At 63.4% G+C, this 24,425-nt stretch carries 19 protein-coding genes; 11 read left to right on the plus strand and 8 right to left on the minus strand.

Going from position 1 to position 24,425, the window contains the following annotated elements:
* The first annotated feature begins 33 nt into the window (after nucleotides 1-33).
* Both CLV85_RS11530 and CLV85_RS11535 read left to right on the plus strand, forming a co-directional pair.
* The gene (locus tag CLV85_RS11530) at nucleotides 34-918 is read left to right on the plus strand and encodes a PHP domain-containing protein (RefSeq protein WP_100389765.1); all 885 of its coding nucleotides are present in this window, start codon (nucleotides 34-36) and stop codon (nucleotides 916-918) included.
* The gene (locus CLV85_RS11535; RefSeq protein ID WP_100389766.1) at nucleotides 915-2,087 is read left to right on the plus strand and encodes a MalY/PatB family protein; all 1,173 of its coding nucleotides are present in this window, start codon (nucleotides 915-917) and stop codon (nucleotides 2,085-2,087) included. The genes CLV85_RS11530 and CLV85_RS11535 overlap by 4 nt, the downstream gene beginning before the upstream one ends.
* Here the strand turns inward: CLV85_RS11535 and CLV85_RS11540 are convergent.
* Nucleotides 2,084-2,788, minus strand: a complete 705-nt coding sequence (locus CLV85_RS11540) for a TetR/AcrR family transcriptional regulator C-terminal domain-containing protein (RefSeq protein ID WP_100389767.1) — start codon at nucleotides 2,786-2,788, stop codon at nucleotides 2,084-2,086. The two genes, CLV85_RS11535 and CLV85_RS11540, sit on opposite strands and share 4 nt — an antisense overlap.
* Before the next feature lie 84 nt (nucleotides 2,789-2,872).
* On the opposite strand from CLV85_RS11540, the gene CLV85_RS11545 reads away from it, so the two are divergent.
* Both CLV85_RS11545 and CLV85_RS11555 read left to right on the plus strand, forming a co-directional pair.
* The gene (locus tag CLV85_RS11545; RefSeq protein WP_100389768.1) at nucleotides 2,873-3,610 is read left to right on the plus strand and encodes an NAD(P)-dependent oxidoreductase; all 738 of its coding nucleotides are present in this window, start codon (nucleotides 2,873-2,875) and stop codon (nucleotides 3,608-3,610) included.
* A 556-nt stretch (nucleotides 3,611-4,166) separates the two neighbouring features.
* Nucleotides 4,167-5,120 (plus strand): L-lactate dehydrogenase, encoded by a 954-nt coding sequence (locus CLV85_RS11555; protein WP_100389770.1) that lies wholly within the window; start codon nucleotides 4,167-4,169, stop codon nucleotides 5,118-5,120.
* Between the two features lie 168 nt (nucleotides 5,121-5,288).
* On the opposite strand, the gene CLV85_RS11560 is transcribed toward CLV85_RS11555, so the two are convergent.
* Nucleotides 5,289-6,788, minus strand: a complete 1,500-nt coding sequence (locus CLV85_RS11560; RefSeq protein WP_100389771.1) for a DEAD/DEAH box helicase — start codon at nucleotides 6,786-6,788, stop codon at nucleotides 5,289-5,291.
* A gap of 175 nt (nucleotides 6,789-6,963) precedes the next feature.
* Between CLV85_RS11560 and CLV85_RS11565 the strand changes: the two genes are divergently transcribed.
* Nucleotides 6,964-7,680, plus strand: coding sequence for a ferritin-like fold-containing protein (locus CLV85_RS11565; protein WP_100389772.1), 717 nt, complete (start codon nucleotides 6,964-6,966; stop codon nucleotides 7,678-7,680).
* A gap of 68 nt (nucleotides 7,681-7,748) precedes the next feature.
* Here the strand turns inward: CLV85_RS11565 and CLV85_RS11570 are convergent, their stop codons facing one another.
* Nucleotides 7,749-8,042, minus strand: coding sequence for a hypothetical protein (locus CLV85_RS11570; protein WP_100389773.1), 294 nt, complete (start codon nucleotides 8,040-8,042; stop codon nucleotides 7,749-7,751).
* A 2-nt stretch (nucleotides 8,043-8,044) separates the two neighbouring features.
* Nucleotides 8,045-8,269, minus strand: a complete 225-nt coding sequence (locus CLV85_RS11575) for a DUF3107 domain-containing protein (RefSeq protein WP_100389894.1) — start codon at nucleotides 8,267-8,269, stop codon at nucleotides 8,045-8,047.
* Nucleotides 8,270-8,343: 74 nt separating this feature from the next.
* On the opposite strand from CLV85_RS11575, the gene CLV85_RS11580 reads away from it, so the two are divergent.
* Both CLV85_RS11580 and CLV85_RS11585 read left to right on the plus strand, forming a co-directional pair.
* Nucleotides 8,344-11,445 (plus strand): ATP-dependent helicase, encoded by a 3,102-nt coding sequence (locus CLV85_RS11580; RefSeq protein WP_100389774.1) that lies wholly within the window; start codon nucleotides 8,344-8,346, stop codon nucleotides 11,443-11,445.
* Nucleotides 11,442-14,693, plus strand: a complete 3,252-nt coding sequence (locus CLV85_RS11585) for an ATP-dependent helicase (RefSeq protein ID WP_100389775.1) — start codon at nucleotides 11,442-11,444, stop codon at nucleotides 14,691-14,693. The genes CLV85_RS11580 and CLV85_RS11585 overlap by 4 nt, the downstream gene beginning before the upstream one ends.
* Here CLV85_RS11585 and CLV85_RS11590 read toward each other — a convergent pair.
* Complete coding sequence (locus CLV85_RS11590; protein ID WP_100389776.1) at nucleotides 14,690-15,544, minus strand: LysR family transcriptional regulator; 855 nt, start codon at nucleotides 15,542-15,544, stop codon at nucleotides 14,690-14,692. The two genes, CLV85_RS11585 and CLV85_RS11590, sit on opposite strands and share 4 nt — an antisense overlap.
* A gap of 87 nt (nucleotides 15,545-15,631) precedes the next feature.
* On the opposite strand from CLV85_RS11590, the gene CLV85_RS11595 reads away from it, so the two are divergent.
* A complete protein-coding gene (locus CLV85_RS11595) occupies nucleotides 15,632-17,095 on the plus strand; it encodes an MFS transporter (protein ID WP_229820607.1) in 1,464 nt (487 codons plus the stop codon).
* Nucleotides 17,096-17,157: 62 nt separating this feature from the next.
* Here CLV85_RS11595 and CLV85_RS11600 read toward each other — a convergent pair whose 3' ends face one another.
* Entirely contained in the window at nucleotides 17,158-18,159 is a 1,002-nt protein-coding gene (locus CLV85_RS11600; RefSeq protein ID WP_100389778.1) for a phosphotransferase, read from the minus strand.
* Between the two features lie 67 nt (nucleotides 18,160-18,226).
* Between CLV85_RS11600 and nudC the strand changes: the two genes are divergently transcribed.
* Nucleotides 18,227-19,153 carry an NAD(+) diphosphatase gene (gene nudC / locus CLV85_RS11605; protein WP_100389779.1) on the plus strand — a complete coding sequence of 309 codons (927 nt, stop codon included), beginning with the start codon at nucleotides 18,227-18,229 and terminating at the stop codon, nucleotides 19,151-19,153.
* On the plus strand, nucleotides 19,150-20,844 hold the full coding sequence (locus CLV85_RS11610) for an ATP-dependent helicase (RefSeq protein WP_100389780.1): 1,695 nt from the start codon (nucleotides 19,150-19,152) through the stop codon (nucleotides 20,842-20,844). Before nudC ends, CLV85_RS11610 begins: the two co-directional genes overlap by 4 nt.
* Here CLV85_RS11610 and CLV85_RS11615 read toward each other — a convergent pair.
* Together CLV85_RS11615 and CLV85_RS11620 are read right to left on the minus strand one after the other, a co-directional pair.
* Entirely contained in the window at nucleotides 20,762-21,652 is an 891-nt protein-coding gene (locus tag CLV85_RS11615) for a hypothetical protein (RefSeq protein ID WP_100389895.1), read from the minus strand. The two genes, CLV85_RS11610 and CLV85_RS11615, sit on opposite strands and share 83 nt — an antisense overlap.
* A gap of 113 nt (nucleotides 21,653-21,765) precedes the next feature.
* Nucleotides 21,766-23,109 (minus strand): zinc-dependent metalloprotease, encoded by a 1,344-nt coding sequence (locus tag CLV85_RS11620; protein ID WP_100389781.1) that lies wholly within the window; start codon nucleotides 23,107-23,109, stop codon nucleotides 21,766-21,768.
* Nucleotides 23,110-23,218: 109 nt separating this feature from the next.
* Between CLV85_RS11620 and CLV85_RS11625 the strand changes: the two genes are divergently transcribed.
* Nucleotides 23,219-24,331: a YlbL family protein gene (locus CLV85_RS11625; RefSeq protein WP_100389782.1), complete on the plus strand. Its 1,113-nt coding sequence runs from the start codon at nucleotides 23,219-23,221 to the stop codon at nucleotides 24,329-24,331.
* Nucleotides 24,332-24,425 lie beyond the last annotated feature (94 nt).

The raw sequence follows: 24,425 nt of genomic DNA on the forward strand, positions 1-24,425 counted from the left end.
AGCGACCTGAGCCTAGAGCAATAGGCTTGCATAATGCTCAACACCCCGATCGACCTGCACACTCACAGTGCCGTGTCTGACGGTACCGAAACCCCCACCCAGCTGATTCGTTCCGCTGCTCGGGCGGGGCTCGCGACGGTAGCGCTCACCGACCACGACTCCACCGCTGGCTGGCAGGAGGCCATTTCTGCGGCATCCGTGGCTGGTATCAATGTCATTCCGGGTATGGAGCTGAGCACCAACTTTGGCCCCGCGAGCGTTCACGTGCTGGCGTACCTCTTCGACCCGCTCGACCGCACGATCGTCACCGAGACGGCGCGCATCCGCGATGGCCGTCTGCGGCGGGCTGAACGCATCGTTGAGAAGATTGCCCTCGACTACGACCTGACGTGGGATGACGTGCTCGCCGAATCGTCAGACGGCACGACTCTCGGTCGCCCGCATATCGCTGACGCGCTTGTGCGCAAAGGGCACGTCGCCAACCGCAGCGCTGCGTTCGAGAGCATCCTGCACTGGCAGGGTGGGTACTACGAGAAGTACTACGCTCCGAGTCCGCTCGAAGGCGTGAAGATGATCGTCGCTGCCGGGGGAGTGCCCGTGCTCGCGCATCCGGCCGCTCACGGAAAGTATCGATCGATGGATGACGCGGTGATCCGTGAGCTCGTGGACCACGGCCTTTTCGGGCTTGAGGTTCACCACCGCGACAACACCGACGAGGGCAAAGCCTGGCTGATGACGGTCGTCAAGAAGTTCGGGCTCGAAATCACTGGTTCAAGCGACTACCACGGCGAAGGAAAGCCCAACCGGCTCGCCGAAAACACTACGGCTCCCGATGTGCTCGAGAAGCTCATCGCGCGCGCCACCGGATCACAACCTTTTATTGCCGGCGCTAACCCCGCCCAGGAGGAGACCTCATGACTACCAACGCCGAACAGTGGAACGCCCTGACTCCCGAACTGCTTCGCAGTCGGGGAAGCAACAAGTGGACCGCGCCCGAAGGCGAACTGCTGTGTGCCGGCGTTGCTGAAATGGATTACGGCACCGCGCCCGCCGTGCTCGAGGAGTGGGCTGCGATTGCTGAGCGCTTCGGCTTCGGCTACCCCGACGAGTCGGTCGCGCTCGAAATGAACGCGGCAACGGCGAAGTGGCACCGCGAGCAGTACGGCTGGGAGCTGGACGCCACCGACGTGCACCCGCTGCCCGACGTGCTCAAGGGTCTCGAACTGGCGATCACTAAGTTCAGCAAGCCGGGCGCTGCGGTCATCGTGCCGACTCCGGCGTACATGCCCTTCTTGGCTGTGCCGAAGGACTTCGGCCGTGAAGTCATCGAGTCGCCGATGCTGCGTGGCGATGACGGCAGCTTCGCGCTCGATCTCGACGACATTGCCCGCCACTTCGCTGACGGCGCCAACCTGCTGATTCTCGCCAACCCCGGCAACCCCACCGGCAAGGTCTACTCGCGTGACGAACTCGTGGCGCTCGCCGACGTGGCTGACGCTCACGGTGCGCGCATTTTTAGCGACGAGATTCACTCGCCCCTCGCCCTCTTTGGCAACAAGCACGTGCCTCTGGCGAGTGTCTCGGATGCCGGTGCGCGTGCCGCGATCACCGCCACCAGCACGTCAAAGGCTTTCAACCTGCCCGGGCTCAAGTGTGCGCAGATCATCCTCAGCAACGACGCCGACCGCGCACAGTGGGAGTCGCTGAGCTGGCTTGCCACGCACGGAGCCAGCACACCCGGCATGAAGCTCAACACGGCCGCGTACCTTCGCGGTGAGCCGTGGCTGCTCGAGGTGCGCGAGTACATCGAGGGCAATATCGAGTTCGCCCGGGCAGCGCTCGCCGAGCACCTGCCCAAGGCTCGCATGGCTCCCATGCAGGGCACCTACTTGGCGTGGCTTGACTTGCGTGCCTACTCTGACGAGCCAGAACTTTCCGAGATGTTGGCTGAGAAGGCGGGCATCCGGGTCAATGGTGGCGTGGGCTATGGCGCTGTTGGTGCCGGCCACATTCGCGTGAACCTGGCGACCTCGCGCCCCATTCTCGAACGCATCATCGCGCAGCTCGCCGCGGCGATGACCTCCTAGCGGCTGATAGCTTTCTCGCCCCAGCCGGGGAGCGGCAGTCGCTGTTCGAGAGAGTCGAGGATGAGATCGAGACCGATCTCGAATTCGTTGGCATAGCTATAGCCGGGCAGTAATGCGTGGCCGACGGCCATTTCGGTGAGGTGGGGAAACTCGCCGGTCGGCATCTCGGTGACGATTCCCTCGGCGACTTCGGTGAGTTCTTCGGACGATTCGAAGGGCAGGCTGAGTTCTTGCAGGACGAAGCCGTAGATGTAGCTGTCGAGCGCCGAGAAAGCATGGGCGGCGCCGGCGATCGAGAAACCGCCGGCCCGGAAGGCGCCGATGACGGCGTCGTGGTGTCGGAGCGTTGCGAGGCCCGGGTCTCGGCGTGAGTCCATGAGGCCGATCGCCCAGCGGTGGCGCACGAGCACAGTGCGAGTGGAGACAGCGCGATCGCGCATGGCCGGTCGCCAGCCGTGTTCGGCCGTCGGGAGTTCAATTTCAGCGAAGACGAGGTCGACAAGGCCCGTGAGGATCGCCTCTTTATTGGGCACGTGGTAGTAAATCGACATTGCTTCTACCCCGAGGCGATCGGCGAGTTTACGCATCGTGAGCGCGGTAGCGCCTTCTGCATCGGCGAGCTCGAGCGCCGCGGCGAGTACGGTTTCGCGGGTGATCGGCGCGCGCTTTGTCGTACTGCGCGCTCGGCTGTGCTCTGCCACTCGGGTTCTCCTTCTCGTGGGGGGTATTGACTATCTTACTGCGTAAGGTAATCTTACGGCGTAAGGTCTATGAGAGAGGAAACCATGATTGCCCCTGAAACGAGTAGTTCCGCCGTCGAGCCGTCCCGCCAGCGCGTCTGCATCGTCGGCATCTCCGGCAAGCTCGGCCAGTATTTAGCAGCCCACGCCCTCGAGCGTGGCTACGAAGTGGTGGGAGTATGCCGACCGCAGAGCGTGGCGAAGCTCGAACATTTCGGGGACCGCATCACGGTTATCCCGGGCGACACCTCCGATCGCACCGTCATCGAGCGGGCCGTCGCTGGCTGCGCAGCGGTGCTGACGGTTCTCGCGCCGTGGGGTGTGCGCGAATACTCTTCGCGCACTGCGCAAGCCGTGATGGACTTCGCTCCGACCGGGGCCCGCCTGATTTTCTCGTGCGGCTGGCACGTGCGGGCGAGCGCGGCTGACCACTATTCGCGACGCTTTCTCGCGACGGTGGCAGTCGCATCCTGGCTCGCCAAAGCCGTACGTGCCGTCGACATTGCCGACCAAACCCGCGCTGCCGAGCGCATTTTTGCAAGCGATACTCGCTGGACTCTCGTTCGCGGCAGCGACCTCGAAGAGGGCGAAAGCGAAGGGCTGCCCGTCTGGAGCTCGGCGGTCGGCTCGCCCATTCTCGAGAGCAATCTCACCCGGCGTACCGACTTCGCCCTCTTCATGGTGGAGGCGATCACGAACGACGCTCTCATTCATCAAGCACCCGCGATCGTCGGATGCCGCAGCGAGTCCGCCGTCGCGCATGCTTCGACAGCCCGCGCCTAGCCGAGCTCTCGTTCGAAAGAACTGCATGTGGGAGGAGTGATTATCTGTCACTATCAGTACATGAGGACCGCCCGGAAATCTCCGCTTTCGACGCCCACCATGGTTGTAGTAGCGATCATTCCGATCGTCGTATTCTTTTTTGCGTTTCAGGTATACGCGCCCGTCTTCGCTCTCGTGCGGCTACCAGGGGTCTGGAACGCTGCAAGGTTGTCGCGCCGCGCAGCGGCGTCGGCGCTGCTAGAGGCAAGCAATCTCACTTTGTACACGCCACTGTCTCGGACGAGTGAGAGCAGTGGGGCGTACGCTGAGGAATCCGGAGTGGAATCACCGCTTTCTTCGGACAGCGCCGGAAGCACAGGAGCGATCCGCACCGTGCCTGACCGGGATTATGACCCGGTGGGGGACATGACGAGACGCGTGCGGCAGCTACGAATCGTCGCCGGCTTGTACGCTCTCGCGGCGGGTATGGTCCCGCTCCTCGGTGTGGTCAGCTATTACCTAGAGTTGTGAGGGCGACCCTGCGACTCTCTCGCGGCACTCGTGGCACACTAATCGCATGAGCGTTGTCGAGAACTCCAAACTGACCATCGTGGGTGCCGGCAGTGTCGGCGCCAGTGCCGCCTATGCTGCCCTGATTCGCGGCTCTGCCCGCCAGATCGCGCTGTACGACATCGCGACCAAGAAAGTGGATGCCGAGGTGCTCGACCTCGCCCACGGCACCCAGTTCACGGGGTCGAGCCAGATCATCGGCGGCAGCGACATCTCCGTTGCGGCCGGATCGCACGTGGTCGTGATCACGGCGGGCGCCAAGCAGAACCCGGGTCAGACGCGGCTGGAGCTTGCTGATGTGAATGCGCGGATGCTCGGCTCGCTCATTCCGCAGCTGATGGAGGTCGCGCCGAACGCCATCTACATCATCGTCACGAACCCGTGCGATGTACTCACCGCGCTCGCGCAGGAGCAGTCCGGTCTGCCGCCCGAGCGCCTCTTCGCCTCGGGCACCGTTCTCGATACCTCCCGACTGCGCTGGAAGTTGGCCGAGCGCGCCGGAGTTTCGCCCTCGAGCGTCCACGCTTCGATCATCGGCGAGCATGGCGACTCCGAGTTTCCGCTGTGGTCGCGCGCCACGATCGGTGGCGTTCCGGTTCTCGAATGGCAGCGTGACGGGCATCCGCGTATGACCGAGGCAGAGCTCGACGAGATCGCCATCAGCGTGCGCGACGCCGCCTACAAGGTGATCGAGGGCAAGGGTGCGACGAACTACGCGGTCGGTCTCTCGACGGCCCACATTGTGGAAGCGATTCTCGGTGACAAGCGCTCCATCATGCCGGTAGCTCCCGTGCTCTCCGACTTTCACGGGATCGACGGCGTCGCGCTTTCCGTGCCGTGCATCGTGAGCGCTTCGGGGGCAACTCCCATCAAGGAGACAACGTTCAGCGAGAAAGAACTGCGACAGCTAACCGAATCTGCGACCACGCTGCGCGCCGCGGCCGATTCGCTGCGTTCTTAGCCCAACGGCACGAGCCCGCCGGCCCGGGGCCAGCGGCAACCGTTTCTCCGGCCGCGCCGGTTCGGACCACCGATTCTCCAGCCGTGCCTCCGCCTTAACGGCGAAAGCCCCGCACAGTGTGCGGGGCTTTCGTGTGAAGTGTGCTGCTGCTGCTGCTGCTGCTGCTGCTTAGGCAGTGGGAGGCGTGCTCGGTGCACCCTCGCTGCCGCCGCGACGACGACGAGTGCGCTTGCGACGAGCGGGTGCTCCGCCGTCGTGCGTTCCGCCGCCTTCGGGGCGCGTGTTGTCGTCAGCGGCGCGAGCGCTTGCTACTGATCCGCCATCGCTCGATCGTGATCCTGAACCGGATGCCGAACCCGACCCTGAACGGGTGCGGTTGCGGGGCGGACGCGAGGAGTCGCCACCACGTTGCGATCCACGACCGCCGCCCGATCCCGTTCCGGAACCCGAAGCGGCACCACTAGCGCGCACTGCCGGAGCGTGCGATCCGGGCAGGCGGCCCTTGGTTCCCTCAGGAATGTCGAGGTCGGTGAAGAGGTGCGGGCTCGACGAGTAAGTTTCGACGGGCTCGGGGATGCCCATTTCGAGCGCTTTGTTGATGTGCGTCCACTTGAGCATGTCTGCCCAGTCCACGAACGTGACAGCAACACCGGTCTTGCCGGCGCGGCCGGTACGGCCAGCACGGTGCAGGTAGGTGTCGTGGTCATCCGGGATGGTGTGGTTGATCACGTGCGTGACGTCGTTGACGTCGATGCCTCGTGCCGCAACATCCGTCGCGATGAGAATGTCTTTCTTGCCCGCCTTGAACGCGGCCATGGCGCGCTCGCGCTGCTCTTGGTTGAGGTCACCGTGCACGGCGGCGGCGTTGAAGCCACGGTCGTTCAGTTCTTCAACGAGCTTGGCGGCAGCACGCTTGGTGCGCGTGAAGATGACGGTCTTGCCGCGACCCTCAGACTGCAGGATGCGGGCGATGACCTCGTCTTTGTCGAGGTTGTGAGCGCGGTACACGACGTGCTTGATGTTCTTCTGCGTCAGGCCCTCGTCGGGGTCGGTGGCGCGGATGTGGATCGGCTTGTTCATGAAGCGACGAGCGAGAGCCACGATCGGGCCGGGCATCGTTGCCGAGAACAACATCGTGTGACGAGTGGGAGGCGTCTGCGCGAACAGCTTCTCGATGTCGGCAAGGAAGCCGAGGTCGAGCATCTTGTCAGCCTCATCCAGAACCATCACCTTGATGTCCTTGAGTGAGAGCATGCGCTGGCTGGCGAGGTCGAGCAAACGACCCGGTGTACCGACGATTACTTGAGCGCCGGCCTTGATCTGTTCGACCTGACCCTCGTACGCCTTGCCGCCGTAAATAGCGGCGATCTTGGTGGAGCGGTTGGATGCTGCGAGCACGAGGTCTTCAGCTACCTGAACACACAGCTCGCGGGTCGGTACCACGATGAGGGCCTTCACGCCGGGCTCAGGATCGGTGCCGAGCGACTGCAGTACAGGGAGCCCGAAGCCGAGCGTCTTACCGGTACCTGTCTTGGCCTGGCCGATGATGTCCTGGCCTGCGAGGCCCATAGGGATTGTTTGGGTTTGGATCGGGAACGGTTCGAGGATGCCCTTGGTTGCAAGTGCATCGACCATGTCCTGATCGATATTGAGTTCTGAGAAAGTCACGTATGAAGCCCGTCTAGGTGCGATGCGCCCTTTTTGACCTGGGGCGCCGGACCCCCTCCTGAGTCGGGGGGATGCCCGCAGTTTAGCGGGTTGCGCTGGGCTGAGGCCGTGAATTGCGGCGGCGAGGCGGGTTGTTGCAGAGACGTAGGGCACCCAGACGCTCTAAGCTGGCTGCGTGGTTAAGTGGTTTTCGCGCAAGCCAGGTCGCATCGAAGTGCCTCGCCTTCGGTCACGGTCTGACGTCTCCGCGACCGAAAAAATAGCCCTAGCGGAGTTCGCTCCCGACATCCTCGCGTTCCTCGGGCGTGCAGCGTATGTGCAACTCATGATCTTCGAGAACCTCTCGCGAGTGATCTCGACGGCGCCAACGACGGCCGCCAAGACGGCAATCGGCAAAGCTGCCGAGCTGTCGATGGCGAAGCACCGCAAGTTGGTTGACGAGATCACCAAGGCCGGCGGTTCGCCCGCTGAAGTCATGGACAGCTTTACGGATGAGGTCGACGAGTTCGATCGCATCGCTCGCGGCGCCGACTGGTACGAATCCTTGATCTCGGCCTACTTGAGTGCGGGATTCTTTGACGACTTCTACGCACGCCTTGCTGCGGGACTCCCGACGGAATCCCACACTCGTCTTGTCGAAATCTTTCGCGGGGAATCGGGCGAGGAGGTGTTGGCCGAGTTCCTGCAAGCCGCGATCGACGAAAACCCTCGTCTCGACTCGCGACTGGCAATGTGGGGCCGCCGCCTCATGGGCGACATGATGCTGCTGGCGCGTTCCGCGCTGGTATTCCCCGACCACACGCGCAACACCGAAGCTCAGGTTGAGCCGGTCTTCACCGAGCTCGTTGCTTCGCACACCCGCCGAATGGATGCGCTCGGCCTGACCGCCTAGTTGCGCCCGTCTAGTGGCGACCGTCTACTGGTAGCCGCTCGGTCTCGACGGCTTAGCAGCTGGCTGCTCTAGTTGCCGCGCGAGAGCGTTTCGAAGGCGCGCACGTCGGCAGCTTCGCGGTACCGCGGAAGCATGATCGCGGTGGCTACAGCAGCACCAACGCCGGCGAGAAGGCTCGCAACCCAGATCCAGGTGCCATCGAAGGTCAAACCGACCCACACGAGAGCAACCCACACCGTTGCGGTTACAGCGGCGCCCACGGCAGGCAACAGGGCCATGCCGTACATGCCACGCGAGGGCAGCAGGTAGCGCACGATGGTCGCGAGTGATGCACCGATCACGGTGACGAACAGCAGTTCCACTGTTAGGCCACGAATCCGATGCGGCGCGACTCTTCTTCGCCAAGTTCGACGTAGGCGAGTGCCGTGGTCGGAACGATGTACAGCTTGCCCTTGGCGTCGCGCAGGCTCACGTACTTGGCATCCGAGTTCAATGCCTCGGCAATGATGGTCTCAACCTCGCTGGCCGACTGTGCCGACTCGAAGTTGATCTCACGGGGGCTGTTGTTGATACCGATGCTTATGTCCACGAACACAGATTACGACACAACGCGGGGCGATGAATGTCCCGTTCACTGTCAGCGCATCCCGATAACGTTGATTCATGGTCACTTTGCCCCCAGAGCCAGCGGATGTCTCGGCTCCCGCACCGCTGAATCTCGACGATTCGCAGCGTGCAGTTGTCGATCTCGCTGACGGTGTGAGCGCCGTGGTGGTCGGTGCGGCAGGGTCGGGTAAGACCGCCACTCTGGTGGAGCTCGTTGCTGAGCGTGTTCATGAGCGCGACTGGTCTCCCGAGCAGATCGTGGTGCTCTCGGCCACTCGTCAGAGCGCAACGGCTTTGCGTGATCGTCTCGCCGCACGCATTGATGCGCCCACTCTTGGCCCGCTGGCGCGCACGGCCAATTCCTTGGCATTCGAAGTCATTCGTGAAGCGGCGGCGGTGGCCGGTGACGGCGCACCCACGCTCTTGACCGGCGCCGAGCAAGACCAGATTATTGCTGACCTTCTCGCCGGGGAGATTGCCGATGGCGCGGGAGCGCCCTGGCCGGCGCACCTCGATCCCGAGGTTCGCCGCCTTCGCGGGTTCCGCACCGAGTTGCGAGATCTGATGATGCGCTGTGTCGAGTTCGGGGTCACTCCCGAACAGTTGGCGGCGCTGGGCGAACGCACCGAACGGCCGGAATGGGTGGCGGCATCCGCCTTCATTTCGGTCTACGATGCGGTAAAGGCGAGCTATCGTGACCGGCACTTCGATGCGAGCGAGTTGCTTGCCGAAGCCGCGGCTCTCATTGAGGGCGGTCACTATGCCGCGATTGATCGCCTGCGGCTCGTGGTGGTGGATGACGCCCACGAGCTCACCGAAGCCACGATTTCGCTCGTGCGGGCGCTTGCGTCTCGCGGCATCACGATCATTGGCTTGGGTGACCCCGACCTCACGACGGGGTCATTCCGCGGCGCTCAGCCTGCAGTGCTCTCGCAGTGGGCAGCACGTTTGGCGCTGGAGAATTGCGAGTCGCTGTTCTTGTCGTCGGTACATCGGCACAGCGCCGAATTGCGCCAGACCGTCACGGCGCTCACTCAACGCATCGGCGTGGCTGGGCTCATTGAGCAGCGCAAGTCGCCGGCGGTCGCTACGGCGGCCTCGAGCATCCACAGTTTTCAGCTGTCGACCCCGGCCGAAGAGGTGGCGTTCATCGCGCGGCACTTGCGCGAGAAGCATGTGCTGGAGTCGGTGCCGTGGTCGCGCATGGCGGTAATCGTGCGCACGGGGTCCTTGATTCCCTCGCTCGCCCGTCAGCTGCGCACGCTCGAAGTTGTCACGAGCGTGTCGAGCGCGCGCAGTGCGGTGCGCGACGAGTTCAGCGTGAACGGCCTCATCGTGCTGCTTGAACTGGCCTTGGAACGTCGCCCGCTGGATGCCGCGGCGGCCATCGAGTTGCTGTGCAGTGCAGTGGGCGGTTTCGATGCCGTCTCGCTGCGCCGCCTCAAGGCTGCGTTGCGGCACGAGGCATTGGGCGCAGAGATTTTCGACTCGGCCGACGAGTTGATCGCGCAAGCGATGGCGGCGCCTGCTGGGTTCGTCACGATCGACAATCGCGTTGCTCGCCAGGCTGCCGCAGTGGCCAAGAATCTGCGAGAAACCGCAGCGGCCGGTGCCGCGGGCGACACTATTGAAGAGCTTCTCTGGGGTGCCTGGCAGCGCAGTGGGCTCGCCGATCGGTGGTTTGAGCAAGCGCTCGGCGCCGGTGTCGTGGCTGAAGAAGCCAACCGCCACCTCGATGCCGTCGTCGCCCTGTTCTCTTCAGCGAAGCGTTTTGTGGAACGTCGACCGGATGCTCCCGCCAACGTCTTTCTCAACGAATGGCTCTCGGCCGATGTTGCCGAAGACACGCTCGCTGCTCGCTCGATCATGGATTCCGTCACCGTCGGAACCCCGGCATCCGTCATCGGTCAAGAGTTCGATGTCGTGGTCGTTGCCGGACTTCAAGAGAACGTGTGGCCCAACCTTCGCGTGCGTGGCTCCCTCCTGGGCGCGCACGACCTTCCTCGAGTACTCGCGGGGGAGCAGCTCGCCGTTACCGACCGCCGCCGCGAAGTGTTGCACGACGAGCTGCGCATGTTTGCGCAGGCGGTGTCGCGGGCAACGAGCGAAGTGATCGTGACTGCCGTCGCCGGCGACGACAACATGCCGTCCCCGTTCCTGGCCCTCATTCCCGAACCGGACGAACCCGTGCGCTCGCGCCCGCCCCTCAGTTTGCGTGGCCTCGTGGGAGTGCTTCGCCGCGAGCTGACGAGCGGCGCGAATCCGGATGCCGCGGCATCCTCCCTGGCCCGGCTCGCCGCTGAAGGCGTTCCCGGGGCCGATCCGCGCTCCTGGTACGGCCTGCGAACTCCCAGCACTACCGAACCCCTTGTTGACCTCACCGAACCGGATGCCGAAGTGCGCGTCTCGCCCTCGCGCATGGAGTCCTTCGAGACCTGCCCCTTGCACTGGGCTATCGACCAGCTGGGCGGCTCGACGTCGAACACCGCCTCGAACCTTGGCACGCTCATCCACGACGTTGCGGAGAAGGCTACAGACTTTAGCGCCGACGCTCTTTTCAAGGGTGTCGAAGAACGCTGGAGCCAAATGAGCTTCGAAGCCAGTTGGCAGTCGGAGGCCGAAAAGCTGCGCGCCAAGAAACTCACGCAGCATCTCGCCACCTACCTGCGCGACTTCGCGGCCGATGGGGGAGAACTCATCAGCAACGAGATGCAATTCAAGCTGCCCCTCGATCAGGCTCTGTTGAGCGGAAAGATTGACCGCGTTGAGGTGTACGGCGGCACCACCGCGGTGATCGTCGACCTCAAGACCGGCAAGAACGAACCATCGACCGATAAGGCTGTGGCCGATCATCCGCAGCTCGCGGCCTACCAACTGGCCTTCGCGTCGGGGGCGATCGAGGGAGTACCCGAGGGGCTTGAGAACGGCGGCGCCAAGCTCGTTGTGCTCTCGCCCTCGGCCAAGACCCGCGACTACGTCGACCCCAAGCAGCAACCCATGAACGACGAGGAGCTCGAACTGTTCCGACAGCGCGTGATCGACGATGCCCGCGGAATGGCCGGCAGCGTATTTGTGGCTCGAGTCAGCAGCCACTGCACCGACCCGTGGAGCTTTGGCAATTGCCGCATCCACGTCGTGCCGGCGGTGAGTGCCCGATGATCTCGTCCGTTGACCTCGCCGGTCTCATGGGCATCCATGCGCCCACCCCACAACAGCAAGTAGTGATTGAAGCGCCTCTGTCGCCCGCGCTCGTGGTGGCGGGTGCCGGCAGCGGCAAGACCGACACCATGGCCAGCCGGGTGGTGTGGCTCGTCGCTAACAACTTTGTGAGCCCCGACCAGATTCTGGGCCTCACCTTCACGCGCAAGGCAGCGGGCTCGCTGAGTAAGCGTGTGAGCGAGCGCATCGCCATCTTGCGCGAGGTGCAGAACCGGCATCCCGAGCGTTTTGAAGCAACGCCCGAGACCGCATCGATCGAATTCGACCAGCCGACGATCTCGACCTACAACTCGTTTGCGAGTGCACTCTTCACCGAGAACGCACTGCTCATCGGGCGCGAGCCGGAGTCGACGCTGCTCAATGATCCTTCGTCATGGCAGCTTGCTCGCAAGCTCGTTGTGGCGAGCACGGATGAGCGACTCGTGGGTCTTGAGAAGTCGATCAACGCGCTCACCGAAGCGGTGCTCGACCTCAGCCATGCCCTCAGCGACAACGTGGCGAATGCGGATGATGTGGCCGCCTACGCGCAGCGCTTCACCCAGATCTCAGAACTTCCGTACGCCGACACCGCGCGCAAGAAAACCCCGTATGCCTCGGTGACCGATGCCGTCGCTGAGATCGGGTCCCTCGCGCCCCTGCTCGACTTGGCCGTGCAGTATGCCCAGCAGAAACGCGCGCAGGGCCTGCTCGAGTTCAGCGACCAGGTGGCGCTCGCGCTTGAGGTCGCTCAACGTTCACAGGATGTTGTTGACCACTACCAAGACCGCTACCGCGTCGTGCTGCTCGACGAATATCAAGACACGAGCGTTGTGCAAACCCGGCTGCTCGCACGTCTCTTCGGCAACCACTCCGTGATGGCCGTCGGCGACCCGCACCAGTCGATCTATGGCTGGCGCGGAGCGAGTGCCGCCAACCTGGCCCGCTTCAGCCGCGACTTCACCGAGAACGCGGATGCCCAGTACTTTGCGCTTTCCACGAGCTGGCGCAATGCGACGTCGGTGCTCGACGCTGCCAACGTGATCGTAGAGCCGCTCAGCGCGCGTTCGCCCGTGCGGGTGGAATCTCTCGGTGCTCGCCCCACCGCACCCGCTGGCTCTGTCGACGCGTATTACTACGAACACATCGATGAAGAAGCGACAGGCGTCGCCACGTGGTTCGCGCGCGCTCTCGCCCCGCAAGCGTGGAACCACTACAACCCCGACCCGGATGCCGCCGCCCCCGAACCGCCGACCGCTGCCATCCTGTTCCGGCGCCGCAGTGACATGGATCGCTTTGCCACGGCGCTCGGTGCCCAAGACGTTCCCTACCACGTGCTCGGAATCGGCGGCCTCCTGTCGACCCCCGAAATCGTTGACCTCGTCAGCGCGCTCACCGTCATTCACGACCCCAGTGCGGGCTCCGAGCTCATACGCCTGCTCTCGGGTGCGCGCTGGTCGATCGGCACGCGCGACTTGCAAGCTCTGGCCGACCTGTCGCGCTGGCTGCTGAGCCGCTCCGTCTCCCAACACGAGTTGAGTGACGAAGTAAAGCAGCGGATGAAGGACTCCGTTGCCGTCGATGATTCGGCATCCATTGTCGATGCTCTCGACTTCGTCGGCGAAGCCCCCGCCTCCCACTCGCAGCTCGAGAAATTCAGCCCCGAGGGGCTCTCGCGGCTCAAAGATGCCGCCAAACAACTGGCGTTCTTCCGTTCGCGGGCCGGGCTCGAGCTCGGCGACCTCGTTCGGTTGCTCGAACAAGAGCTGCTGCTCGACATTGAGGTCGTCGCAAGCCGTCCTCAAGCGCAGGGCATGGCCAACCTGTATGCCTTCCACGATGAACTCGCTGGGTTTCTCGCGAGCGACGACCAAGCGAACCTCGGCAGCTTCTTGTCGTGGCTGCGGCGTGCTGCCCAGCAAGACATGATGGGGCCACGCAGCGACGATGCCGAAGCCGGCACCGTGCAACTGCTCACCATTCACGCGTCTAAGGGTTTGGAATGGGATCTCGTGGCCGTGCCGCGCCTCGTTGATGGCGAAGTTCCCGCGACGTCGAGAGAGGGCAAGGGCTGGGTCTCGTTCGGCAAGTTGCCGTTTGCTTTCCGCGGCGACGCTGCCGAACTCCCCGAACTTGAGTGGGAAAACGCTCAGTACCAGTCAGACTTCGACGGCTCCCTCAAAGAGTTCAAAGCGGCACTGGCCGACCGCCACCAAGCCGAAGAGCGACGACTCGGCTATGTGGCGATCACCCGCGCCCGCGACAACCTGCTGCTCACCGGATCGTTCTGGTCGAGCCGCAGCAAACCGCAAGCCCCGAGCACCTTCCTGCAAGAACTTCAGGAACATGAACTGATCGGCGAACTGCCGAGCGACCCCGTGAACGACGAAAACCCCACGCTCAACGACGTCGTTGATCCGCTCTGGCCCTTCGACCCTCTCGGCAACCGTCGAGCCACCGTCGAAGCTGCCGCGCAGCTCGTCACGACCGCTGACCCTGGCGCCGACGGCCTCTGGGCGCACGAGATCGACCTGCTACTCGCCGAGCGCGCCCGTGCCGCGAGCGAAGCCCGACGCACCCCGCTGCCGCAGCGCATCCCCGCGTCGCGCTTCAAGGACTACATCGCTGATCCCGAAGCCGTCGCGCTCTCGCTTCGTCGTCCCATGCCCGAGAAGCCCTACCGGGCAACGCGACTCGGAACCCAATTTCACGAATGGGTCGAATCACGGTTCGGTTCTTCGGCATCCACCGAAACGCTCGACGCCTTCGCGCTTGAACTCGACGGCACCGACGACGACAGTGCTGCGGATGCTGCGAAGCTCGCCGAGTTGCAAGCAACGTTCGAGCGCTCAGCGTGGGCCACGCGGCAACCGGTCGACGTCGAAATCGAGATTCACGTTCCCTTCGGCGACCGCGTCGTCATCTGCAAGATTGACGCCGTGTACGCCGACGGCGACCGCTACGAAATCGTCGACTGGAAGACCGGCCGCGCGCCGCGCGATGCGGCCGATCTCGAAGCGAAGCAACTGCAGCTCGCGCTGTATCGCCTCGCCTACGCGCAGTGGAAGGGCATCGCTCCCGACAAGATCGATGCCGCGTTCTATTTCGTGGCCGACGACACCGTCATTCGCCCCACGCACATCTCGAGCGAGAACGAACTGCGGCAGGCGTGGGCCGGATCGGTCGGCACCGCGCCAAGCTTCGGCGGCTAGGCCCGGCGCTGAACCGGGCGGCTCAGGATGGCCGTGCTCAGCGCCTCCACGGGTTCGCGAGCGGCCATCGGGTTATCGAGCAGCACGAAGTCCACGTCTCCCAGCTCGGGCAGTTCGAACGACGCCGGCACTTGCGCTAGGTCGGCAGGGATGAGCGACTGCGGAAACACCGCAATGCCAATTCCGGCCCGAACCGCGGCAAGCGCGCCGTTCACTTCCTTCACGTTGCACGTAATGCGCCAAGTGCGGCCATCCGCCTCGAGCGCCCGCATGGCATAGGCGCGACCGAGGCTGGGGGCTTGGTAGGCGATGAGGGGAACGGGGGAGCCCGCTTCGAGCGTCATGCTCTTGTGCCCGAGCCACACCATCCGGTCGCGGCGCACAAGGCGCCCGCCCTCGGCGCCAGCATCCTGCTTCACGAAGATGAGGTCGAGCTGGCCCGCTTGCAAGCGGCGAACGAGGTTTCCGCTTTGGCTCACCGTGAGTTCGAGGTTGATGTGCGGATACAACTGCCGAAAGTCTCGCAGGATGCGCGGCAACTGCGTGAGTGCCAGGTCGTCGGCGGAACCGAAACGAAGTCGACCGCGCATGGCGGAACCGGTGAAGTACTTTACTGCCTGATCTTCAGCAGCCAAGATCGCACGGGCAAAGCCGAGCATTGCCTCGCCGTTGTCGGTGAGCGAGACGGCGCGGGTGTCGCGCATCACGAGGATGCGCCCCGCGGCAGCTTCGAGCTTGCGAATGTGTTGACTGATCGTCGGCTGGCTGAGCTCTAGCGTGCGAGCGGCATCCGTGAAGCTGCGGTTCTCAGCGACAGCGACAAAAGATTTGAGAAGTACGGGGTCGAACACAATGCTCCATTACGAAACGTAATTGAATTTATAGGCTCGATTATGCCGTGGAATGAGCGGGGAGACAATACGGTTGAGGGCGTGAGTATGCCATCTGAGACGTCCCCCGCGACAGTTCCCATCTCGGCGGTCATGCAGCGCCCACTCTGGCGCGACACCTTCAGCTCGCTGCGGCTGCACAATTACCGCCTCTACGTGATCGCTCAGTTCATCGCCTATACCGCGGCGTGGGTTCAGCGCATCGCCGTGGACTGGCTTGTTCTTGAGCTCACCGGCAACGTTGCCCTCGTGGGGCTGACGATCGCTATTCAGTTCACGCCCACGATTGTGCTCGGCGCCTACGCGGGCGTGATCGCTGACCGCTTCGACAAGCGTGCCACCCTCATGGTCGCGCAGTCGATCATCGGCCTGCTCAGTCTCGCTCTCGCGATCGTCACGATCATGGGAGTCGCCCAGCTGTGGCTGGTCTACCTTCTCGTGCTGCTCATGGGCATCATCCAAGTCTTCGACAACCCGGCGCGCGCGGTCTTCGTCAACGAACTTGTTGGCCCACGCCACTTGCGCAACGCGATCAGCCTCAACGCGTCGATCTTCCACTCGGGTGCCTTCCTAGGCCCCGCCCTCAGCGGTGTCCTCATTGTGGCTGCGGGCTCAGGATGGGCCATCGGCATCAACGCCGTCGCTGTGGTGATCGGCGTCATCATCCTCGCCTCGATGCGCAAGAACGAGCTACTGATCGCCCCGCGGGCTCCCGAAGCCAAGGGGCAGATCCGCGAAGCTATCCGCTACATCAAAGCCAAGCCAACGCTTTTCTGGACCATGATCATGGTGTTCGTCGTCGCTGTGTTCGGGATGCCGATGCCGACGCTTCTCGCCGCGATGGCCAACACCGTTTACGACACCGGGGCTAGTGGTTATGGCCTCTACAACTCGCTGGCCGCCATCGGCGCGCTTCTCGGAGCACTCGCCTCGGCTCGCCGCGCCAGCCTCCGCCTGCGCACGATCATCTTCGGTGCAGTGCTCTACGGCCTCATGATGATGCTCGCCGGCATAGTGCCCGTCTACGGACTGTTCCTCGGCGTGCTCATCGGTATCGGGCTGAGCCGTCTGCTGCTCATGACCGCGGCCGAAACAATGGTGCAACTCTCGTCGAACCTCGTGATTCGCGGTCGTGTCATGGCCTTCTGGGTCATTGTGATCCTGGGTGGCCAAGCCGTTGGCGGCCCGCTCATGGGAACAATCGCCGAGCTGTGGGGCGCCAAGCTCGCCTTCGTGATTGCCGGTGGCGTTCCCGCCGCGGTCGCTATCGGTATCGCGATCGTACTTGCTCGCTCCGGTCGATTGACCGTGAAGGTTGCTCCGCGCCGCAACGGACGCTGGGTCGCGATTGTGCCGCAGCATCAGTCGCGGGCGATTACGGAGCCCATCACGATCGTGGATGCCGACGCTGCAGCGGTTGCCGCGCATCCAGCCCCCAAGCGCAATCGGCTTCGCACGCTGCGCTCGTCACTGCTTCGCCGGTCGGCATCGAAACGGCGCTCCGAAAAGTAGCGAAGGTGCGATGCTCGTTTCACCAGCGAGACAGCGCCGCCCCGCAGAGCAGGGCCACAGCCTTAGACCGCGCGGTTGTCCTTGCGCAGCATGGCTTCAACTTCGTCAACCGCCATGGTCGGCATGGTGTTGGCGCTGATGGGGTTCATCACGTCATCACGGATGTCGTCGAGCAGCGTCGTCAGCATCTCGCCGGCGTCGTCCACGATTTCGGTGCTGCGTACTTCGGTGCCGTGCAACAGCCACTTCGCGACCGAGAGCTCGGCGTAGAAAGTGGCGCGCTGCTTGAGCTGGCGGTCACCAGCTCCCCGAGCATCCGCGTACGCCCCAAAGGCAGTGTCGATAATCGCGTCGTTGCGCGGTCCGAGCAACCACTGCAGGTCTGTTGCCGGGTCGCCCACCTTGATGTCTTGCCAGCCGAGTACACCGGTAACGGCGTTGTCGGCGCTCAAGAAGGAATCAGAAACAAGCGAACCGTTCACGACGGTCGGCTGAAACTGCCACAGCTTGGAGTCTTCGGTCGCTTCGCGCCAGCGTGCGAGCAGCGCGGCCGGCACGAGCTTGGTGGCGGCAGCGCGGTCGATGATGGAAATGCACGAGCGCAATGCTTCGCCCGCCGTCTGAACGGGGAGTCCGGCATCCGCTACAAAGCTCGTCGGCAGAGCGTGAATCGCGGCGATTGCGGTACCGATCGATGCCGCAAGCGAGTTGGGCCCGGTCGTGTACGAGCGCATGGGAACTTTGTTGCCATAAACGAATTCGTAGACGATGCCACGGGTCTGACCGACGGCAACCTGGCCGGCGTAGCTCGTGACCGCGAAGGGGAGGCGGGTGCGTACTCCGGCGCTGAGGGCGCGCAACGCAACGAGGTCGGCCGATTGCACATTCTCGGCCGCAGCGTTTCGGGGCACTCGAATAATCCAGTGCTTGCCGGCGCGGTCGGTGATGAGCGCCGAGTCAAAGTCGTTGCCGTTACCGGTGCCGAACGGGGCAGCTGCGGCGACTTCGAGTCCCTCGACAGCGGAGGTCGCCAGCGCGGCTAGAGTGAGATGTGATCTGGCCATAACACTCAGGGTAGGTCGCTCTGGCGTGCATTTGCCGTACGCCACGCACTTGGGACGGGGTCGATACATGTCACAATCTTTTCTTTCGCGGCTGCCGCTGTCGCGATATGAGATTGATCGTGACCACTTAGCTCGAGAAGATCCACGTCTTCTTGATCGTTTGTGGCGTGACTCGGCGACGCGCGTGCTGCCTATTTTTGATGGGTCGGCGCTGCTGGCGGCCGATGGTTCTCTCGCCTTGCTGCACCCGGATGCGATCGAGCGCGGCCACACGAGTGTCTACTTGGGGCGGTCGACATCTGAGACAAGTCCCGAGCCCCATGGCACTCCCATCGTGACCGTTGAGCTTGAGGATGCCGGGCACTTTGCCGAGGCAAACTGGGGCAATCTGCGCAGCATTGCCACGCAATTGAGCGATCGGGATGCGGGGCTCTTCACCGAGGCGTTGGCGATCTTGAACTGGCACTCTTCGCACTTGTTCTCGCCGCGCACGGGGGAGCCGACTGTCGTAGAGAAGGCGGGCTGGGTGCGCCGCGATGTGGCCTCCAAGCTGGAAATCTACCCTCGCACCGACCCCGCGATCATTGTCGGTGTCACAGACAACGACGACCGTCTTTTGCTCGGTTCCAACGCGCTCTGGGAATCCAACCGCTACTCGCTGCTCGCGGGTTTCGTGGAGCCAGGGGAGTCTTTGGAATCAGCCGTGCAGCGCGAAATTTTCGAAGAATCGGGTGTGCCCGTTGTCGACCCGGTCTACCTGGGTAGCCAGCCGTGGCCTTTTCCGGCGTCGCTCATGCTCGGTTTCACCGCCTCGGTCGCTCCCGGGTTCACCGGGTCCGGCGCTCCGGATGGCACCGAAATTCTCGACCTGCGCTGGTTCAGCCGGGATGAACTTGCACACTCCTTGAACGACATCCGTCTGCCAGGGCACTCGTCGATTGCACGTGCAATCATCGAGCACTGGTACGGCCAACCGATTGACGAACAACCGTGACGCTTGACGCCAACGCATTACTCGACGCTCTAGATGAAGGCCAGCGCCAAGCCGCAGAAACGCTGCTCGGTCCCGTGTGCCTGCTGGCTGGTGCCGGCACGGGTAAGACCCGCGCCATTACTCATCGCATTGCGTACGGCGTCGCGACGGGTGTGTACCCTCCCGGTCGAGTCATGGCCCTCACCTTCACCAATCGGGCTGCTGGCGAGCTGCGCGGGCGGCTCCGTTCCCTCGGTGCCGATGGCGTCGCGGCTCGCACGTTCCACGCCTCGGCGCTGTCGCAACTGAACGCATTCTGGCCCCAGACGATCGGCGGAACCATGCCGCGCTTGCTCGAAGGCAAAGCACGCATGATCGCCCACGCTGCCGACTCGCTCAAGCTCAAGCTGGATACCGCAACGTTGCGCGATGTTGCCGCCGAGATCGAGTGGCGAAAGACCTCGCGGATGTCGGTAGAGCAATACGGCAACGCCGGTCGTACGCCTCCCGCCGCTCTCACTATCGACCGCCTCGTCGAGCTTCAGACGGCGTACGAGGCGATCAAGGATGCCCGCCGCCAGATCGACTTCGAAGATGTGTTGTTGGCTGCCGCCGGAATGATCGAAGCCGAGCCGCGCATTGCGCAGCAGGTGCGCGAGCAGTATCGCTTCTTCGTGGTCGACGAGTACCAGGACGTTTCGCCCCTGCAGCACGAACTGTTGCGACTGTGGGTTGGTGACCGCGACGACCTCTGCGTTGTGGGCGATGTGAGCCAAACCATCTATTCCTTCGCTGGAGCAAGCCCGGAGTTCTTGTTGCGCTTCGCCTCGCAGCACGACAATGCGGCGGTGCTGCGTCTTGAGCGCAACTACCGCTCCACGCCCGAAATCGTTCACACCGCGAACCGACTGATGACGAATCAGAAGGGCGCGCTCACCCTGCAGGCCGCTACGACGGAACATTCGTCGACGCCTCAGGTAACCGGCTATGACGATGACAACGCTGAAGCGACGGCGATCGCCGACGCTATCTCGGCGCAGATTGCGGCAGGCACGAGCCCGGAAGAGATCGCCGTGCTGTACCGCATCAACGCCCAATCTCAACCGATTGAGGCGGCGCTCTCGGCCGCGGGAGTTCCATTCTTGGTGCGCGGAGCTACGCGCTTCTTCGATCAGCGCGAAGTCAAAGAGGCGATCATGCTGCTGCGCGGAGCGTCGATCAGCACGGCTACCGAGCCGCTTTTCAAGTCGGTCAGCGACATCCTGCGTTCGATTGGTTGGTCGCAGGATCCGCCAGAGACCGCCGGTGCGGTTCGCGAACGCTGGGAATCGCTCAATGTGATCATGCGGCTGGCCGAGGATGCTGCGCCCGAAGTCACCCTGCGGGAGTTTGTGGCCGATCTGGTCGACCGCCAGAGCAGCAACAACGAACCGCTGCGTTCAGCCGTGAACCTCGCGACCCTGCACTCTGCCAAGGGCCTCGAGTGGGACTGCGTTCACCTCATCGGGCTCAACGAAGGATTGCTGCCGATCAGCTACGCGCGCACGCCGGAAGCGATCGACGAAGAGCGACGACTGCTGTACGTCGGCATCACTCGTGCTCGTCGTTCGCTCGGGATGTCGTGGTCGGCTAGTGCACAAACAGGCCGGGGTGGGCGTCGCGCCCCCAGTCGCTTCCTCGACGACGTTCGGGATCGGACTCAGCGCTCGTAACGTTCGAGACGTGCTGGCAGCCGCAGTCCGGATGCCGAAAGCGCAAGCTTTCATCACGGCGGCCCGTGGCGTGATCGATCCGCACGGACGACGTGGCATCGGCCGGGGTCTGGTCGAAGACGGTGTACCCGATGCGCCCGAGACGGTGCAGGGCCATGCGACTTGTTTCAGCCGCAGCCTCCGCCACGAGCGTTGGGGTTTCGGCAAGCGAGGTGCGCCCCATTAGTTGAGTGGCGATGGCGGGCCACGACGGGTCGGCATCGCGGCGGTGCATGTCGATGCAGAGCAGGCATCCGGTGATCCCGGGAGTGACGACGGGCCCCACTTCGGCAGCGGAGTCTGAGATCACAACCGGCAGGTGCGGGATGTCGCGGCGCAACCAGTGCGAGTGCACCGACGGCGGGATCACAAAGTGACCCACCAGGATTGCGAGGTCAGGGTCGGGCTGGCTGAGGCCGTGAGGGGTGGCGGCGACTTCGACGGTCACTCCGCTCACGGAAAGGATCTCGGCAATCGAATCGACGAGGGCACCCGAGCCCAGAACGGCAACTTGGGCACTCGGCGGTTGCGGGGGAGTCGCCACGAGAACTTTCGACAGAGCATCGATGAGGTCATTGCACTCATGCGGGTGAGTGCTGGCCAGCATCTCGAGGCCACTGCGGCTGATGCCGGCTACCAGCGCCGAGAGAATTTTCTCCTGCGCTTCGGTCACGTTGGGCAGCACGACAACGGGTGGGTCGATGCCAAATTGGGCACTGGTGGGGGACCGCCACACAAGCGGTAGTCGGGGGTCTACGCGCAGGATCATGTGCCCATTGTGCACAACTGTCCGATTGGTCAGTGTGAAGATTCCACAGCATGAATATGAACGGTCAGCAAAGAACCCCCGATCGCTCGCGGGCCACGATGGGAGAAACCGTTCTAGGAGTTGTCGCCCTCGTGCGGGCGGTCACCTGATTCATCGTTCAAGAGGTCGCTGATGGCCTGGTCGATGTCATCCGGAGTGCTGCCACCGTCACGCAAGCGCGCTACGAGAGCAGCGGGGTCATCTATGTCGGCGGCAGTGGGCATGAGGTCGGGGTGTGACCACAGCGAATCCCGCTGCTCCGCGCCAAGCTCATCCGTAACGTGCTGCCACATCGCCGCGGCTTCCCGCAGACGGCGAGGGCGCAGTTCGAGACCAACGAGGGTCGCGAACGCCGACTCTGCTGGACCACCGGAAGCACGACGGCGTCGCACCGTCTCGGCGATAGCTTCGCGGGCAGGGAGGCGAGATGTGGCGGCCGCGGTCACGACATCCACCCACCCCTCCACGAGCGCGAGAACGGTTTCGAGACGCTCAAGAGCCTCACGCTGTTCTTCACTCTTCGGCGGGATGAGCGAACCATTCGTCATGGCATCGCGCAACTCTTCAGGGTTGTTGGGGTCAAAGTCGCTCGCGAGCTCGGCAATGGCATCCGAATCAATGTGGATGTCGTGGGCATACGCCGTCACCGACGTCATGAACTGCAGGCGCAGCCACTTCGCGTGGCGGAACAACCGAGCGTGCGCGAGCTCGCGCACCGACAAGTACAGGTGAATCTCGCTGTCGGGAAGGTCGAGACCGTTGCCGAAAGCGAAGACACTTTGCGGAACGAGCACGGCTTGCTGCTCGTCGAAGAGGGGGATGCCGATGTCGCCGCCAGAAACGACTTCGCTCGACAGTTGGCCAACGACCTGGCCGAGTTGCATAGCGAAGAGAGTGCCGCCAATATTGCGCATCATCTTGCTCGCTCCGGAGAGCATGTCGGTCATCTCTTCGGGAGCGTTCTGCTTGAGAACGTCGGTGAATGAGTTTGCGATGGAGTTGGCGACGGGCTCCGCAAGCTGGGTCCAGATGGGCATCGTGATCGTGACCCATTCGCTGCGGCTGAGCAGCTTGGGTTCCACCGTGAGCTCGGAGATGTCGGTGACCTCATTGAGCCAGAGGGCAGCGACGTGCATGGCCTGCTCAAGCTTGCTGCGTTCGGCGGGGAGAGAGACGACGGTGCTCTGAGATGCCAAGTTCTTGGCCTGCTCAAGGGCAATATCCCAGTTGATGCCATCGCCCGATTTGCCGAGGGCGTTCTGCAGTTGGCTCAGCAGCTGTTGGATCATCGCGGGATCATTGGGCAAACCTGCCGCACCCGCCAGCTTCGCGGGATCGATTTCGCCATCGCCCGAGAGGAAGTCCCGCATCATGTCGCGGAACTCGTCTTCGGAATTGTTCTCAGCATTGTCAGCCATGTATTAACGCTAGCCGCTCGATGCCGTGCGCGGCTGAGTTTTGACCTAGGCTAGTGACTCTTACCGTGCGCCTGTGGCGAACACCGCTCCCCACCCCGTAAGGATCTAGGTGGCCCTGTTTATTGATAATCGACCCGAACCGTCATCACGTCGCGCCCGAAGCGGGTGGCTGGGATGGCTGATTCTGAGCGTCGCACTCGTTGGAACGTTACTGGCGACTCTGGTTCCTTCGCCCTACATCATCGAGCAGCCGGGCCCGGTCTACGACACCTTGGGTGACGTTGAGATCGAGGGTGCCCTCGTGCCGCTCATCCAGATTCCGGTCGAAACGACGTATCCCACTGAGGGCGCGCTCGATATGTTGACCGTCAATGTGCGCGGTAACCCCGATTCTCCCTTGAGCTGGTTCGAGATCGGCGCTGCCTACTTCGACCGCAGCCGCGCCATCGTGCCGGTTGAAGCCGTGTACCCGGTGGGCGTCACGGTCGAAGAATCGACCGAGGCCGGTCAAGTTCAGATGGAGACGTCGCAGCAAGAAGCGATCGCGGCCGCTCTCGCCAATCTGGACTACGAGTTTGATGCCACTCTCACCGTCGCCGAGACCTCCGATGGTGGTCCTTCGGATGGCGTGCTGCAGGCGGGCGACATCATCCGCACCGTCAACGGCGAGTCCTTCGCTGACGTTGCGGGCTTGCGCGACACTATCGCCGCCAACGGCACGAGCACTCCCGCCGACGTTGTTTTCGAACGCGAGGGCGAAGAACTCACGGTAGAGATCACCCCCGAATTGAGCGAGGGCGAAGATCCCATCGCCATCATCGGTGTGATTGTCGGTAGCGAATACAACTTCCCGGTCGACGTCAAGATTCAGCTCGAAAACGTGGGCGGCCCCAGCGCCGGCATGATGTTCGCGCTTGGAATCATCGACAAGCTCACTCCCGGCGCCATCAACGGTGGCCACGAAGTTGCGGGCACCGGAACGATCACCGCAACGGGCGATGTCGGCCCGATCGGTGGCATCCAACAAAAAATGTATGGAGCAAGTGCGGCCGGAGCCGACTTCTTCTTTGCACCGGTTGAGAACTGCGACGAAGTCGCAGGAAACACCCCCAAGGGGCTCACGGTGTACGCAATTGACGACCTCAACGACGCATTGGTTGCGCTCGCGAGCATCCGCGGTGGCCTCGGTGGCGCCGGGCTGCCGTCGTGCACCGACCAGTAACCGCTCGCTGAGGTAGTCACGCTGAGAGCGATCATCAGCCCTACGCCCATGAAAGACCTTTAAGATACCGCTAGGCCCCCAATTTCAGGAGCGA

It is taken from the genome of Salinibacterium amurskyense (assembly GCF_002797685.1).
In the GTDB taxonomy this organism is placed as follows: Bacteria; Actinomycetota; Actinomycetes; order Actinomycetales; family Microbacteriaceae; genus Rhodoglobus; species Rhodoglobus amurskyensis.